The sequence below is a fragment of the Nocardioides pymetrozini genome (assembly GCF_046058985.1).
Lineage (GTDB): Bacteria > Actinomycetota > Actinomycetes > Propionibacteriales > Nocardioidaceae > Nocardioides.
In genome coordinates this window covers 968,051-982,812 of sequence record NZ_CP175556.1, presented here as the reverse complement: position 1 = coordinate 982,812, position 14,762 = coordinate 968,051, and the positions used below count along the sequence as shown (strand labels likewise).

General features: G+C 73.5%; 15 protein-coding genes. 2 read left to right on the top strand and 13 right to left on the bottom strand.

What is annotated here, in order from left to right:
- Window positions 1-10: 10 nt before the first annotated feature.
- Window positions 11-1,357, top strand: coding sequence for an ABC1 kinase family protein (locus ACJ5H2_RS04780; protein ID WP_408898425.1), 1,347 nt, complete (start codon window positions 11-13; stop codon window positions 1,355-1,357).
- On the opposite strand, the gene ACJ5H2_RS04775 is transcribed toward ACJ5H2_RS04780, so the two are convergent.
- The 10 genes from ACJ5H2_RS04775 to ACJ5H2_RS04730 all read right to left on the bottom strand — a co-directional run bounded on the left by ACJ5H2_RS04775 (window position 1,354) and on the right by ACJ5H2_RS04730 (window position 10,373).
- Window positions 1,354-1,845 carry a DinB family protein gene (locus ACJ5H2_RS04775; RefSeq protein WP_408898424.1) on the bottom strand — a complete coding sequence of 164 codons (492 nt, stop codon included), beginning with the start codon at window positions 1,843-1,845 and terminating at the stop codon, window positions 1,354-1,356. The two genes, ACJ5H2_RS04780 and ACJ5H2_RS04775, sit on opposite strands and share 4 nt — an antisense overlap.
- On the bottom strand, window positions 1,842-2,552 hold the full coding sequence (locus ACJ5H2_RS04770; protein ID WP_408898423.1) for a VOC family protein: 711 nt from the start codon (window positions 2,550-2,552) through the stop codon (window positions 1,842-1,844). The genes ACJ5H2_RS04775 and ACJ5H2_RS04770 overlap by 4 nt, the downstream gene beginning before the upstream one ends.
- Window positions 2,549-2,923 carry a pyridoxamine 5'-phosphate oxidase gene (locus ACJ5H2_RS04765; RefSeq protein ID WP_408898422.1) on the bottom strand — a complete coding sequence of 125 codons (375 nt, stop codon included), beginning with the start codon at window positions 2,921-2,923 and terminating at the stop codon, window positions 2,549-2,551. The genes ACJ5H2_RS04770 and ACJ5H2_RS04765 overlap by 4 nt, the downstream gene beginning before the upstream one ends.
- 16 nt (window positions 2,924-2,939) lie before the next feature.
- Complete coding sequence (locus ACJ5H2_RS04760) at window positions 2,940-3,719, bottom strand: TSUP family transporter (protein WP_408898421.1); 780 nt, start codon at window positions 3,717-3,719, stop codon at window positions 2,940-2,942.
- 11 nt (window positions 3,720-3,730) lie between these two features.
- A complete protein-coding gene (locus ACJ5H2_RS04755) occupies window positions 3,731-4,267 on the bottom strand; it encodes a hypothetical protein (protein WP_408898420.1) in 537 nt (178 codons plus the stop codon).
- Window position 4,268: 1 nt separating this feature from the next.
- Window positions 4,269-6,059: an alpha/beta hydrolase gene (locus ACJ5H2_RS04750; protein ID WP_408898419.1), complete on the bottom strand. Its 1,791-nt coding sequence runs from the start codon at window positions 6,057-6,059 to the stop codon at window positions 4,269-4,271.
- Complete coding sequence (locus ACJ5H2_RS04745; RefSeq protein ID WP_408898418.1) at window positions 6,056-6,391, bottom strand: hypothetical protein; 336 nt, start codon at window positions 6,389-6,391, stop codon at window positions 6,056-6,058. The genes ACJ5H2_RS04750 and ACJ5H2_RS04745 overlap by 4 nt, the downstream gene beginning before the upstream one ends.
- A gap of 91 nt (window positions 6,392-6,482) precedes the next feature.
- On the bottom strand, window positions 6,483-8,534 hold the full coding sequence (locus tag ACJ5H2_RS04740) for a vWA domain-containing protein (RefSeq protein ID WP_408898417.1): 2,052 nt from the start codon (window positions 8,532-8,534) through the stop codon (window positions 6,483-6,485).
- On the bottom strand, window positions 8,531-8,932 hold the full coding sequence (locus ACJ5H2_RS04735) for an OsmC family protein (RefSeq protein WP_408898416.1): 402 nt from the start codon (window positions 8,930-8,932) through the stop codon (window positions 8,531-8,533). The genes ACJ5H2_RS04740 and ACJ5H2_RS04735 overlap by 4 nt, the downstream gene beginning before the upstream one ends.
- Window positions 8,925-10,373 (bottom strand): magnesium chelatase, encoded by a 1,449-nt coding sequence (locus tag ACJ5H2_RS04730; protein ID WP_408898415.1) that lies wholly within the window; start codon window positions 10,371-10,373, stop codon window positions 8,925-8,927. The genes ACJ5H2_RS04735 and ACJ5H2_RS04730 overlap by 8 nt, the downstream gene beginning before the upstream one ends.
- A gap of 54 nt (window positions 10,374-10,427) precedes the next feature.
- Here ACJ5H2_RS04730 and ACJ5H2_RS04725 point away from each other — a divergent pair, with 54 nt between their 5' ends.
- Window positions 10,428-11,264, top strand: coding sequence for an adenylate/guanylate cyclase domain-containing protein (locus ACJ5H2_RS04725; protein WP_408898414.1), 837 nt, complete (start codon window positions 10,428-10,430; stop codon window positions 11,262-11,264).
- Window positions 11,265-11,270: 6 nt separating this feature from the next.
- Here ACJ5H2_RS04725 and ACJ5H2_RS04720 read toward each other — a convergent pair whose 3' ends face one another.
- Genes ACJ5H2_RS04720 through ACJ5H2_RS04710 form a run of 3 tightly spaced genes read right to left on the bottom strand, consistent with a single transcriptional unit; the run spans window position 11,271 to window position 14,754 of the window.
- Window positions 11,271-12,455, bottom strand: a complete 1,185-nt coding sequence (locus ACJ5H2_RS04720) for a lipid-transfer protein (RefSeq protein ID WP_408898413.1) — start codon at window positions 12,453-12,455, stop codon at window positions 11,271-11,273.
- Window positions 12,452-12,910 (bottom strand): Zn-ribbon domain-containing OB-fold protein, encoded by a 459-nt coding sequence (locus tag ACJ5H2_RS04715; RefSeq protein WP_408898412.1) that lies wholly within the window; start codon window positions 12,908-12,910, stop codon window positions 12,452-12,454. The genes ACJ5H2_RS04720 and ACJ5H2_RS04715 overlap by 4 nt, the downstream gene beginning before the upstream one ends.
- A gap of 53 nt (window positions 12,911-12,963) precedes the next feature.
- Entirely contained in the window at window positions 12,964-14,754 is a 1,791-nt protein-coding gene (locus tag ACJ5H2_RS04710; RefSeq protein ID WP_408898411.1) for a VanW family protein, read from the bottom strand.
- Window positions 14,755-14,762: the final 8 nt, after the last annotated feature.

Here is a 14,762-nt window from a genome sequence, read left to right as displayed (position 1 = left end):
GACTGGGGCCATGGCCGACCTCCCCAAGAAGGCCGCGGCCCGCACCGCGCGGCTCGCGGCACTGCCCCTCGGGTACGCCGGCCGCACGGCCGTCGGCTTCGGGCGGCGCCTCGGCGGCGCGTCCGCCGAGGCGGTGATGAGCGACATCCAGCAGCGCACGGCCGAACAGCTGTTCCGGACCCTCGGCGAGCTCAAGGGCGGCGCCATGAAGTTCGGTCAGGCGCTGTCGGTGCTCGAGTCGGCGCTGCCGGAGGAGATGGCGGCGCCGTACCGTGAGCAGCTGACCCGGCTGCAGGACTCCGCTCCCCCGATGCCGACGCAGACCGTGCGCGACATCCTCACCGAGGACCTCGGCGCCGACTGGCGCGAGCGCCTGGTCTGGCTCGACGGGGCCCCCACCGCCGCCGCGAGCATCGGCCAGGTCCACGAGGGCACCTGGCACGACGGCCGCCGGGTCGCGGTGAAGGTGCAGTACCCGGACGCCGGCGAGGCGCTGATGGCCGACCTACGCACCCTCGCCCGCGCGGCCCGGGCGATCGGCCCGCTGATCCCGGGCGTCGACATGAAGCCGCTGGTGGAGGAGGTCCAGGCCCGGGCGCGCGAGGAGCTCGACTACGACCTCGAGGCCGAGGCCCAGCGGGAGTTCGCCCGGGCCTTCCGCGACGACCCGCACATCGTGGTGCCCGACGTGGTGGCGGTCGGGCCGCGCGTGCTGGTCACGGAATGGCTGGACTCCGCCGGCTCGCTCGCGGCGGTCATCGCCGACGGCAGCCCGGAGGAGCGCGACCACTACGGCGAGATCTTCACCCGCTTCCTGTTCTCGGGCCCGGCCCGCACCGGGCTGCTCCACGCCGACCCCCATCCCGGCAACTTCCGGATCGTGCCGAACGCCGACGGCTCACCGGGACGGATCGGCGTGCTCGACTACGGCGCGGTGGCCCGGCTGCCCCAGCGGGGGCTGCCGGAGCCGATGGGACGGCTGATCAGCCTCTGTGCCGCCGGCGACGGCGAGGCGCTCCTCGCCGGCCTGCGGGAGGAGGGCTTCCTCAAGGACCGGATCCGGATCGAGCCGCAGCTGCTGATGGACTACCTCGCGCCCTTCGTGGACCCGACGCTGGTGGAGCGGTTCCGGTTCAGCCGGGAGTGGATGCGCGAGCAGTTCCAACGGATCAACAACCCGAAGGACCCTGCCTACACGGTCAGCATCAAGCTCAACCTGCCGCCGTCGTACGTCCTCATCCACCGCACCTGGCTCGGCGGCGTCGGCGTCCTCAGCCAGCTGGAGGCCGAGGCGCCCTTCCGCGCGATCATGCAGGAGTTCCTGCCGGGCTTCACACCCGCCGGCGACCAGTCCTAGAGACCGGTCGTCCCGTCGATGCCCTCCCGGAGGAGGTCGGCGTGCCCGCAGTGGCGGGCGTACTCCTCGATCATGTGCAGCAGCAGCCAGCGCACCGTGGGCGGGGCGGCGCCACGACGCCGCCCGCGCGCGGCCCGCGCCTCGGGGTCGTCGACCGCGTCCAGCGCGGTGTCGGACCGCGCGATGCTCCGCTCGAAGAGCCGGTGCAGCTCCTCGGGGCTGTCGTCGGCCGCGGTGCGCCAGTCCCAGTCGCGGTCGGACCGCCAGTCCACCGCCTCGAAGGGCGGCGTGGGCTCCTGGTCGAGCAGGATCACGTGGAGCCAGAAGTCCTCGACATAGGCCAGGTGCTTGAGCATCCCGCCCAAGGTCATCGTCGAGGGCGCCAGGCGCTGCGCCAGCTGACCGGCGTCCAGACCGGCCACCTGGCGACGCAGGGTGTCGCGCTGCGCGTCCAGGAACGAGCGCAGCTCCCTCAGCTCCGGGTTCATCCGGCCGGGCCGTCGGTCAGGCAGTACACCCGCCCGACCGGGTCGGCGAGGACCGTCCAGTAGCGGTGCTGCGCGAGGACGCGCGCGCCCAGCGCCAGGTGCCGCTCGGTCTCCGCGGCGCGGTCGCTGGTGCCCCAGTCGAGGTGCGCGCGGATGTCGCCGTCGTCGTCGGCGCCGAGCCGCTGCAGCAGCAGGCCGAGCGGCTGACCCTCGGGCGGGCCCAGGAAGCGGAAGTCCTCGGTGACCGAGGAGGTCCGCTGCCGCCAGCCGGTGATCGCCGTCCAGAACGCCAGCTCCCGGTCGTACGCCGCCCGCGGCACGTCGATCGAGACCTGGTCGACGCGCGACCCCTGGGCGGGACACCGGGAGGAGGGGTGGTCCACGAAGCAGAACACGAAGCCCGCCGGCGACGCCATCACGATGTAGCCCCGGTCCGCCATGATCGTCGCTCCCGCCACCCGAGCGGCGTCGGCCGCGGCCAGCGGGTCGGGCACGTGCAGGTCCAGGTGGATCCGGTCGGCTCCGGCGTGCCGGCGCTGGACCTTGAGATAGGGATCGCCATCGGGCGGCAGCAGCGACGCGAACTCGTCGTGGTCGCCGCGCGGGGCCGAGACGGCGTAGCCGGTGGCCTCCTGCCAGAAGCCGACGCTCTCCTGGTGGTGGTCGGGCGCGCTGTCGAGGAACGCGGTGACCCAGAAGGGGCTCATCCGACCGGGGCGCAGTCGTGGCCGCAGCCGTCGGGCGGGAGCGGCCCGTCGGCGTGGGCGGCCGGACGGTGCAGCACCGCGCCGGAGGCGGTCACGACGACGTCGTCGCCCTCGACGACGGCGCTGCCGTCGACCAGGAGCGTGTGGCCGTGGCGCTCGCGCGGCGGGAAGACGACGGTCACCAGCGGGTTCTCGGCGAGGTTGCGCAGCGTCCCGCGCCCCGGGCCGGGGATGCGCAGGGTGCCGCCGTCGCCGGCGACCGGGTCGACGGTGACGACCTTCACCCGCGGCGAGGACGTCGTCAGGAGGTAGCCGCTGTCGAAGTCCGCCAGCGCCGCGCGCAGGTCCGCGGGGTCGACCGGGATGCTCATGACGCCAGGCTAGTGCTCACCACAGTCCGAGGACACCGCCGCCGATGCGGACCGTGAAGGCGCCGACGACGGCGATGAAGAACCACCGGACGAACCGGGACCCGCGGGCGACGGCCGTCCGGGCGCCCAGATAGCCGCCGACGAGGTTGCAGGCGCCCATCATCAGCCCGACGTCCCAGAGCACCGCTCCGGTCGGGACGAAGAGCAGCAGCGCGCCGAGGTTCGTCGCCAGGTTCGCGAGCCGGGCCTTGGCCGAAGCGTGGAGGAAGTCGTAGCCCATCAGCCCGACGAGGGCGAAGACGAAGAAGCTCCCGGTGCCGGGCCCGAGGACGCCGTCGTAGAGGCCGATCACGAACCCGACGGCCATCGCCGCGGCCAGGTGCCGGTGCCCCGCGAAGCGCAGCGCGGTCTGCTCACCCAGCTGCGGACGCAGCACGACATAGGCGCCCACGAGGACGAGAGCGACCAGGACGATCGGCTCGAAGGCCTCCCGCGGGATCCGGGAGGCGAGCAGCGCGCCGGAGAAGGCCCCCGCCAGCGCGAGCGCCATGAGCGGCACGAAGGTGCGAGGGTCGGGGCCGATCCTGCGGTAGTAGGTGACCGAGCTGGCCGCCGTACCGCACACGGAGGCGATCTTGTTGGTCGCCAGCACCTGGACCGGGCTCGCGCCGGGCAGCCCGAGGAGGAGGGCCGGCAGCTGCACCAGGCCACCCCCGCCGACCACCGCGTCGACGAACCCGGCGGTCAGGGCGGCGAGGGCGAGGAGTGCGACGACGGTCAGGCTGAGGTCTCCCATCGCGGCCGACTCTACGAGGACCACTCCACGGCGGTGGCGGGGCGGTCGTCGTACGTCCGAGCCACGTCGTCGGGCGTCTCCACGCAGGTGGACCGCAGCCCCACCTGGACGACTCCCCACGCGAGCTCGACGCGCAGCACCAGCCGGTCCTTCGTGGCCGTGAGGACCACCACCCGCTCCCCCGGCGCCGGCTCGCCGTCGCGGTCGACCGACCAGCCGGCGGCCTCGAGCACCGCCGCCGCCGCGGCACGACCCTCCCGAGGGCTCACGGTGTCGGAGGAGTCGAAGCGCACGACGGTCCGCAGGCGGACGCCACCCGGCGCGTAGCTCTCTCCGCACAGGGAGAACGACCGGCTCCCGACGGGTCCGCCGAGGCGCAACGCGGTGGCGATCTCGTGGAGCTCGCCCTCCACGAGGCCGTCGGCCGCACTGACGACCTCCTCGACCGCCGGGTGCGATCCACCGCCACCGGCGGTGCAGCCGGACGGGCCGAAGGCGAGCAGCAGGGCCGCCGGCACCAGCAGAGGGGCTCTCTCGTGAAGGCGCATGTCACGGGAGCTTCCCGAAGCGCGAGTGCGCCCAGAGCCAGGTGCCGGCCTCGGCGAGGGCGTGCCCGGCGCTGGACGCGCTCGAGGCGACCAGGAGCTCGGGCAGGGTGAGGTGCCGGCCGCCGTCGGCTCCGCGGGCCGGCTGCGGGGTGACCTCCTCGTCGGCGCCGGACACCACGTGGGCCACGTTCTCCAGCGAGGAGCCCGCGTAGTACGACGTGTGGTTGGCCAGCAGCTCCTCGGCCCGCAGCGCGCCGTCCCCCGTCTCGAACCGGTGGGCGCCGAAGCCGGCCGCGGCGGGGTCGTGACCGAGCGCGCCGATGCCGCCGCGATCCCCTCGGCCGAGCAGCGAGACCGGATCGTGGTCCTTGCTGCCGACCCACACATCGGCCGCGGTGAGGGTCGCGGCGCTCGCCGCCGGGACTCCCGGGCTGCCGGCGAGCACGACGTCGTCCACCGGGAGACCGGCGAGCAGCGCGTGGCCGACCGTGGTGGACCCGTAGCTGTGCCCGATGGAGGTGAGGTGCGCCCGCGGACCCTCGTCGGAGGCGCGCACGCCGTCGACGAAGGCGGACAACCGCTCGCCGCCCGCCTCCGCCTTGGCGGTCAGGGCGACACCGTCGAAGTCGGCCTGGCCGAGGGCGTCGAACGGGTTCAGCGGGTTGCCGCTGGGGGCGTCGTAGTCGGCCCAGTACACCGTGGCGACGCTGCCGCGCCCCTCGTCGACGGCCGCCTCGTGCAGGTCCAGCATCTTCGCGAGGTTGCCCGACAGGCTCGACGTCTCGGTGGTCAGGCCCGGGACGTTGACCGACACGTGGGCAGCGGTGTCGGGGTCCCCGAAGCTGACCGCGACCCCGCCGTCGCCGGAGTGGAGATGGGGCGCATAGGCCATCAGCTCCGCGAGATGGGTACCGTTCGCGGCGTCGAGGAGGTGGCGGTGCTCGTCGAGAGCGTCCTGGACGGCGCTGGCATTGCTCAGGATGTCGCGCTCGGGGCGGCCGAGCTGGGCGTCGTCGTCCCGCTCCGGGTAGTAGTCGAGGTCGCGGGCCAGGACGGCGCGGTTGGCCTCGTCGCGGTCGCCGACCGGGAGGCCGCCCGCCGCGCCGACGAGGCCGGGATGCTCCGTGGTGAGGGCCGCCCGCTCGGCGCGGCCGAGCCGCCGCCACCAGGCGGCGAGCGCGGCGGGACGGCCGGCGAGGGCGGTCAGCGTCGCCGCCAGGGCCGCTACGTCGGGTCGGCCGGCGTCGGCCGCTGCGCTCGCGCCCTCGCGCACGCTGTCCGCGGCCCCGAGCGCGGCCAGGAGGTCGCGCTCGGCATCCCGCTCGTCGTCGTTCCACGCCTCGATCCGCTCCCGCAGCGCGACCGCCCGCGTCGTGAGCCGCGCCGCGCGCCGCTCGAGCTCGGCCAGCCGGTCGTCGTCGCTCGCCGCGAGCACCGCGGCAGCGAGCTCGTCGATCGCGTGGTTGAGCTCGTGGCGCTGAGCGGTGAGCTCGGCCCGGCGCGCGAACAGGTGGGCGAGCCGGTCACCGAAGCGGTCGACCGCCGTGACCGCGATGTCGAGGGCCGCCGCGGCGGCGTCGAGGCGCCCGGCGAGCCGGGTGGCCGCGTGGTCGTGGGCCCGCGCCGTGTCGCCGGCCCAGTCCGGGGCCGCGACCGAGACCGTCCAGGCGCGCACGTTCTTCACCGCGACCGCGCTGGCCCGCAGGTCGGTCGCGAGGTCCTGGGCTCCGACGGGGGCGGAGTCCAGGCGCGAGCAGGCGGGCACGTGGGCGGGCACGTGGACGACGGTCACGGCCCGCTCCGCTCGCCGACCTCGGCGTCGCGCTGCGTCCACGGCAGCAGCGTGCGCAGCCGCTCGGCCTGGGCGCGGTCGACGAGCACGAGCAGGCGATGGAAGAACACGAACTCCTCGGCATAGCCCGCGGCAAGCCCCGCGATCGCCTTGACCTCGTCGACCCAGGGCTCGGCGAAGGCCTCGACGGCCGCCACCACGCCGTCGGACAGCTCAGCCGTCGAGCGGCGGGCGAGCCGGCGCCAGGCGCCGTCCAGCTCGTCGCCCGCCGCATCCCACCGCTCGCGGGCGGCGCGGAGGACGGCGTACGGGACGTCGAGGGTGACGGTCATGACGGCGGTGGAGCGGCGAGGTGGAGGTCCATGCGCGAGGGACTGCCCTCGGGGAGCCGGGCGGAAACGACCCGCGCCCGTCGTCCACAGCTCAGCCGGCCCAGAAGCCCCGCGACCCGAACCAGTCGCCGTACGAGCCCGGGCCGCCCGAGCCCGCCGCCCCTCGACGGGACCCGAGATAGGAGCCGACCACGGCCGCACCGAGGTCCCCCGCCTCGGGGGCGACCACCGAGCCCTCCACGCGGCGCGCCATCGACTCGATGAACCGCGCGAGACCGGGATCCTCGCCGAGCCGGAAGAAGGTCGTCTGCGCACCCAGCCGCCTGGCGTTGTCGAGCTCGCGCACGGCGAGCGCGATCGTCATGGGGTGCGGAGGGTAGGAGAAGAACACCTCACCGCTCGACTCCAGGTGGGAGGTCGGCTCGCCGTCGGTCACGATGAGGAGCACCGGCTGGGCGTTGGGATGCTTGCGGAAGTGGCGGTTGGCGAGCAGCAGCGCGTGGTGGAGGTTGGTGCCCTTGGCCCAGCGCGCGTCGAGGGCGGTGAGCTCCTCGATCCGCATGGTCTGGGCGTGCCGGCCGAAGCCGATCAGCTCGAGGCTGTCGCCGCGGAAGCGGGAGCCGATCAGCGTGTGCAGCGCCAGGGCGGTCTGCTTCATCGGCACCCAGCGCCCGTCCATCGCCATCGAGAAGGACGTGTCGACGCAGAGGGCGACGGCGGCCTGCGTGCGGGCCTCGGTCTCGACGACCTCGACGTCGTCGATCGACAGCAGCGGCCCGCCGTCCGAGCCCGTCGCGCCGGTGGAGGCCCGGCGCAGCACCCCGTTGAGCACCGTCCGCGGCAGGTCCCACGGCTCGGTGTCCCCGAAGGCCCACGGCCGCGTCGCACCGGAGAGGTCACCGGCGGCACCGGCCTGGCGCAGCTCGCGCTGGCCCTGCCGCCCCGACATCCTCTGGGCGACATCGCGCAGCAGCGCCTTGCCGAGCTGGCGCATCGCCTTCGGCGTGAGCCGCAGCTCGCCGTCGAACCCGCGCTCCATGGCACCGGACTCCCGCAGCGCGCGCTCGAGCTCCTGGAGCTTGCGCGCGTCGACCGCCGCCTGGTCGCCGAGCTGGCGGGCGAGCTTGTCGAGGTCGACCCAGGAGAGGTCAGGAGAGCCGAGCCGGGCGCCGCCTGGATTGCTGGCCTGGGCGAGCTGGTCGGCGAGCGCGTCGAGGTCGGCGAGGTCCTGCAGGACGCCGGTGCCGTCGCCGAGGCCGAGGCCGGTGTCGCCGGGGCCGCCGCCGAACTGCTCCGAGCCGCCCCAAGCCTCGCCCGGGCGCAACGACATCAGGTTCGCATCGAGCCGGTCCAGCTGCTCCATCAAGGCCGGGGACCCGAAGGCCTGGGCGGACAGCTGCATCAGCTCGGCGCGCTGCTCGGCGCTCATCGAGTTGAGCATCCGCTGCGCGGCGGCCGAGCGCTGGGCGAGGGCGTCGAGCAGCTCGTCGATGTCGCGGGGGTCCTCCGGGAAGTGCTGGCCGTGCTTGGCCATGAACTCCCGGAAGTCCTCGGGGGTGTCCTCGCCACGGGCGTGCTTCTCCAGCAGCTCGTTGAGGTCGCCGAGCATCTCGTTGATCGCCTGCCGGTCGGCGTCGGTCGCGTTCTCCAGCGCCTGCTTCATGCCGGCGAAGCGCTGGTCGAGCAGCTCGCGGCCGAGGAGGTCCTTGATCTGCTCGAAGGCCTCGCGGGCGTCCCGGGACTGCCAGTCGTAGTCGGCGAGCTCGGTGACCGCCGCGGCGGGCGAGTCGGGCAGGCTCTGCAGCCGCAGCTCGCGGAAGGCGCGGTCGCCGTCGTCCATCATCGCGTCCCGGGCGAGCTGCTTGCGCTCCTCGAGCACCGCCTTCTCCAGCAGCTCGCGGACCTCGTCGAGGGTGCCGTCGAGGTGGTGGCGCTGGAGCAGCTCGCGCCGCCGCTCGGCCACCCGCCGGGCGAGGTCGTCGAGGCCGGGCTGGTCCTGGCCGCCGCGCCGCAGGAACTCACGCATCGCACGCTCCGGGCTGTAGCCCGCCATGACGTCCTCGCCGATCGCGTCGAGGGCCTCGGCGATGTCGACCGGCGGCGCGAGCGGGTCGCCGCCGTCGTACCGGCGATAGCGGCTCACGTCAGCCTCCGTCGTACGTCGGCGCCGGCGCGCAGCACGCGCGGGATCTCGGCGACCTCCTCGACCACCTCGAGCAGGAGCTGGACCGTCGGGTCCGGGGCGTCGGTGTCGAGGCGGATGTCGTAGTCGATCCCGGTCGAGGCCCACACGTCGTCGAACGACCCGTCGACGCTCACCGCGACGCCGTGGACCGGGACCTCGAGCCGCTGGGCCTCGCGGTAGACGTCGTTGAGGACGCACAGTGCGACCGCGAGGTGGAGCACCTGGGCGCCGTTGGTCGCAGGCCCCGCCTGCACGCCCTCCTCGGTCCAGCGGTGCGGCAGCACGACGCCGTCCCCTCCGTCCTCACGGAGGGTGCCGGACGCGACGCGCACCCCGAACGGGGAGAGCTCAGCCATAGACGGTCTCGGCTCCCGCCTCGCCGACCTGCACGTCCTTGCCGATCTTGCGTGCGAGGAAGAGCCCCTCCAGGGCGAGCTCGACCGCCGCGGCGCGCTCGCCGTCGCTCCGGCCGCCCCCGGCTCCGTTCACGCGCTCGCAGACCTGGTCGTAGAGGTCCGACTCACCGAGGACGGGCAGGCCGGCCAGCACGTCGCGGGCCGTGACCTGGCCGCCGGTGACGACGGTGGCGCCCTCCTCGATCGCCTCGACCAGGAGCGCGAAGTCGAGGCCGCGCAGCCGCTCGCGGACGGTCTCCGCGGTCGCGGTGCGCAGCAGGTGGGTGAGGATCTCGTCCTCACGGCCCTCCTCGCCCGACTCGAACTCGATCTTGCCGCCGAGCACGTCGACCGCGGTCTCCAGGTCGACCACCCGGGCCACCGCGCGGTCCTCGCCCTGGATGGTCGCGCGCCGCAGCGCGGCCGCGGCGATGGTCTCCGCGCCGGCGATCGCGAAGCGGGCGGAGACGCCCGAGCGCTGGTCGACCGCGCTGGACTCGCGCAGGTTGCGGGTGAACCGGGCCAGGATCTCCACCAGGAAGTCCGGTACGTCGACGCGCTCGGGCTGCAGGTCCGCCTCCTGGCGGATGACGGCGATCTCCGCGCCGAGCGCCTTGGGGTAGTGGGTGCGGATCTCGGCACCGAAGCGGTCCTTGAGCGGGGTGATGATCCGCCCACGGTTGGTGTAGTCCTCGGGGTTGGCGGAGGCGACCACGAAGACGTCGAGGGGCAGGCGCAGCACATAGCCCCGGATCTGGATGTCCCGCTCCTCCATCACGTTGAGCATGGCGACCTGGATCCGCTCGGCCAGGTCGGGCAGCTCGTTGATCGCCACGATCCCCCGGTGGGAGCGCGGGATGAGCCCGAAGTGGATCGTCTCGGGGTCGCCGAGCGAGCGTCCCTCGGCGACCTTCATCGGGTCGACGTCGCCGATCAGGTCGGCGACGCTCGTGTCGGGGGTGGCCAGCTTCTCGGCGTACCGCTCCTCGCGGTGGCGCCAGGAGATCCGCAGCTCGTCGCCGTACGTCGCCGCGGCGGCCCGCGAGGTCACGGTGATCGGCTCGTAGGGGTGCTCCCCGAGCTCGGATCCGGAGATGACCGGCGACCACTCGTCGAGGAGGCCCACGAGGGTACGCAGCAGGCGGGTCTTGCCCTGTCCGCGCTCACCGAGCAGGACGACGTCGTGCCCGGCGATGATCGCCCGCTCCAGCTGGGGGACGACGGTGTCCTCGAAGCCGTGCAGGCCGGGCCAGGGGTCCTGGCCGGCGGCGAGCAGGGCGAGCAGGTTGTCGCGCAGCTCGGCGCGCAGCGGCTTGTGCTGGTGTCCGGAGGCGCGCAGCTCGCCGAGAGTGCTGATCGCCGGGGCCGTCGTCGGGGCCGTGGTGGGAGCCGGAGTGGTCACCGTCTCACGCTACTGCGGTCCGCAAGACCCGTGCGGGGCCCTAGTCTTTCGAACGTGGCGATCGTCGTCGGGGTCCTGTGCGTGCTGCTGGTGGGACTGCTCGTCCTCGTGCTGGCCTTCGCCCGCGACCGCGCCCGCCTGGAGCACGACCTCGCGGAGACCCGGGCCCGCGTCGCCCAGCTCGAGTCGGACCTCGACGCCGCCCTGCGCCCTCCCCCGCCCAGCAACTCCGCCGAGCGCGCCGTACGACGGGTCATCCGCACGGCCTCGAAGGTCCGCTCGCACGGCATCGGCGGGCTGATCCAGAGCACCGTCGAGGACCTGCAGACCTGGGCCAGCGACGACGAGCGCGCCGACATCCTCAACATGGCGGCGTCCGACGGCACGGTCACCCTCTTCTTCTCCGACATCGAGGACTCGACGCCGCTCAACGACCGGCTCGGCGACGCCACCTGGGTGAAGGTGCTCGCCGCGCACGACCGCGTGCTGCGCACCCAGATCGAGCGCTATCGCGGCCAGGTCGTCAAGACCGCGGGCGACGGCTTCATGGTCGCCTTCCGCGACACCGAGGCCGCTTGCCGCGCGGCGCTCGGCATCCAGCGGGACCTGCCGCGCGACGTGACCCTTCGCCGGTACGGGCCGATCCTGGTCCGGATCGGCATCCACACCGGCCAGGTCGTCGCCCGCGACGGCGACTACTTCGGCCGCAACGTCGCGATGGCCGCCCGGGTCGCCGACCTCGCCCGCGGCGGCGAGATCCTCGCCAGCGACGCGGTGCGCGAGGCGCTGGACGAGGACGCCGCCCTGACCCTCCTGGAGCGGGAGCCGGTGCAGCTCAAGGGGCTGGCGGGCGAGCACGTCGTCTGGGAGATCCTCCCGCCCGCGTCCTGACCGGGCTCAGACCGACAGCACCACCGAGGAGCCGTGGCCGAAGAGGCCCTGGTTGGCGGTGATGCCGACCTTCGCGCCCTCCACCTGGCGTCCCTCGGCCCGGCCCCGCAGCTGCCAGGCGAGCTCGCAGACCTGCGCGATGGCCTGGGCGGGGACGGCCTCGCCGAAGCAGGCCAGGCCGCCCGAGGGGTTGACCGGGATCCGGCCGCCGATCGCGGTGTCGCCGGCACGCAGCAGGGCCTCGGCCTCGCCCCGCTTGCACAGCTGCAGGTCCTCGATCCAGTCCAGCTCGAGCGCCGTGGAGAGGTCGTACACCTCGGCGACGTCGACGTCGGCGGGGTCGATGCCCGCCTCCTCGTACGCCGCCAGACCGATCGCCTCCTTGAACGTCCGCTCCGGCACGCCGGTCACGGCCGAGGAGTCGGTCGCCAGCAGCGGCATGTCGATGACCGTGTTCGGGAAGGTCGGCGTCACGGTCGAGACCGCCGCGACCCGCACGGGCTGGGCGATCCCGTGCCTCCTGGCGTAGTCCGCGCTCGTGAGCACCAGCGCGGCCGCGCCGTCGGAGGTCGCGCAGATGTCGAGCAGGTGCAGGGGGTCGGACACCATGGGAGAGGCGAGCACCTCGGCCACCGACGACTCCTTGCGGAAGCGCGCGTTGGGGTTGGCCAGCCCGTGCCGAGCGTTCTTCACCTTGACCTGGGCGAAGTCCTCGGACGTCGCGCCGTAGAGGTCCATCCGGCGCCGCGCGTAGAGCGCGAAGTAGGCCGGGTTGGTCATGCCGAGCAGCCGGAAGCGCAGCCAGTCCGGGTCGTTCCAGCGCTCGCCGGCGTTCGGCGCGAGGAAGCCCTTGGGGGTCGTGTCGGCACCGACGACCAGCGCGACCTCGCTCAGGCCGGCGAGGATCCGGGCGCGCGCGGTGTCGATGGCCTGCGCGCCGGTCGCGCAGGCGGCGTACGACGTGGCGATCCGCGCGCCGTTCCAGCCAAGCGCCTGGGCGAAGGTCGACCCCGCGACATAGCCGGCGTAGCCGTTGCGGACGGTCTCGCCGCCGACGACCAGGTCGACGTCACCCCAGGCGATGCCGGCGTCCTGGAGTGCCGCACGCGCCGCGTGCACGCCGTACTCGGTGAAGTTGCGGCCCCACTTGCCCCAAGGGTGCATGCCCGCACCCGCGATGACGACCCTCATGCGACCGGCCTCCAGCGGTAGATGCTGCGCTCCCCGGTCTCGTCCACGTTGAGCGTCTCGACGACCAGCTCGGCCTCCGCACCCACCCTCAGGTCGGCGACGCCGTAGCCCTGCGCCACCTGGCCCAGCACGACGATCCCCTCGGGCAGCTCGACCGCGGCCAGCGCGAACGGCTCGAAGGGGTCGCTGGCCGGGACGTAGGGCGCCGGCGGCTGGTACTGCGCATCGGTGTAGGACCAGACCCGCCCGCGCCGGGAGAGCTCGACGGTGTCCTGCTCCTGGCCGTCGCACGCGGGGTTGCGGCAGAAGAAGGAGGCCGCCCCTGCGTCGACGGAGACGGGCGGGAACACGACGTTGCTGCACGTGGTGCACCGTGAGGCGAGCAGCCGCGGCTCCTCGCCGGTCGTGAACCAGCCCTCGACCGCAGGGGTCGCGGCATCGCTCGGAACGCTCATGCGCGCATGCTACCAAGCAAATGCTTGGTGCGGTCTCGGTGACCGCAGCGGGCTCAGGTGCCCGGGTCGGGGTTGCCCGCCGGCGGCGGTGCGGGCTTCGCGCACTTGACGGTGTCGGAGGGCGTGTAGACCGTGTGGAACTTCTCGGTGTGGTCCACCGCGGACTCGCCGTGCTTGCGGAAGATGCGCGTGACGTCCACCTGGAAGCCGGACCAGCCGGTGTGCGGCTCGCAGTCGGGCGTGGTCAGCGTGCGCGTGGCGGGCGGGACCGTGGCGTACCGGTTGGACGTCTTGGACTCGATGTCCCACACCTTGGTGGACCACATCTGCACGGTCACCTTGCCCTGCCGGGACCAGGTGCTCGGCTCCACCCAGGCGTGGATGAGCACGCCGTACTCGGTGTCGTTCTGGAAGCGGAGGTCGACGCTCGGCCAGGCCACCGTCGCCTCGCGCCCGACCGGGTAGCGGTCGATGTAGAAGGAGTGCGGCTTGTGCTGGATGTCCTTGAGCCCGGCGAAGAACATCGCGTTGAAGGTCGTCGTGGCCATCTGGGAGACGCCGCCGCCGAGGTCCTTCCTCAGGATGCCGTTGCTGATGATGTAACCCTCGGTGAAGCCGTTCTCCGCGGTCCGCTCCCCCACGATCTTGTTGAGGGAGAACTCCTCGCCCGGCTTCAGGACCGTGCCGTCGATCAGCTCCGCGGCGCGGCCGATGTTCACGTTGCGGTAGTCGGCGTGCGGGTAGTACGTCGAGAACTCCGAGACCTTCTCGACGATCTTCAGGTTCTCGGCGTCCTGGGTGGTGAACTCGGCGTCGGCGACCTGGGCGGTGACCGGCCCGCTGCGCGAGCCCTCGGGCGCGGTCAGCAGCCCCAGGAAGACCTGCGCCGCCTCGGCCGGGGCGAAGGTGACGCCGGGCTTGGCCGGCACGACCTTGGGCTTGCCCTTCCGGTTCAGCTTCACCGTCGCGTCGACTGGCTCGCCGTTCGCGGTGGCGCCCTTGACGAGCTCGGTGAGCGCTGCCTCGTCGACCACCGGGACGAGCTCGCCGTTCTCGGGCTTCATGGACAGCACGCCGGCGTACTGGCGCGGGGTGAGGCGGACGTCGTTCTCGCCGAACTGCAGCGTCACGGCGTTGGCCATCGCCGGGTTGGCGAAGGACTCGAGGGCCTCCGCCACGTCCGCCGCGTCGATCTCGGGCTGCGCGGGCGCGACCTCGAGCTCGACGGCCCGCTCGCCGGCGAGGAAGGCGTCGGTGATGGCGGCGCGCGCCTTCTCTCGGTCGACCTCCTGGCCCGCCTGGGGCTGGGTGGTCTGCGGTCCGTCGGCGGTGAAGGTGACCGTGCCGTCCTTGGGCGGGGTCCCGAGGCCGGCGGAGAGCTCCGCCAGGGTGCTGTCGAGGCGGCCCTCGTCGACCTCGACGACTGCGTCGACGTCCTCGCCACCGGTGAAGTAGTCCCACTGGCGCGCGGGGCTCCACGAGTCGCCCGCACCGGCTGCGTCGACCGAGGCCTCGTAGTCGATCGCCAGGCCGATGTCGCCCGGCTCCACCTTCGCGTCGTTGGCCCGCCCCGCCTGGCCCTGCTTCGCGACGCTGACCGTGATCGGGGCGTCGGCCCGGGCGCCGAAGGTCTGCTCCAGCTTCTCGATCGCGGCCGCGCGCGTGAGCCCGCCCACCTCGACGCCGGAGATGGTGGTGCCGGTAGGGACCTTGTCGCCGGCCACGGCGTGCGCGGCGACGTAGCCGCCGCCCGCGAGCAGCACGAGCAGCACGATGACGACCACGACCACCTTGCCGCCGGGTCGCTCGGTCTTGCCGCTCGTCTCGGACTCCCAGAACGTCACCGCGTCAT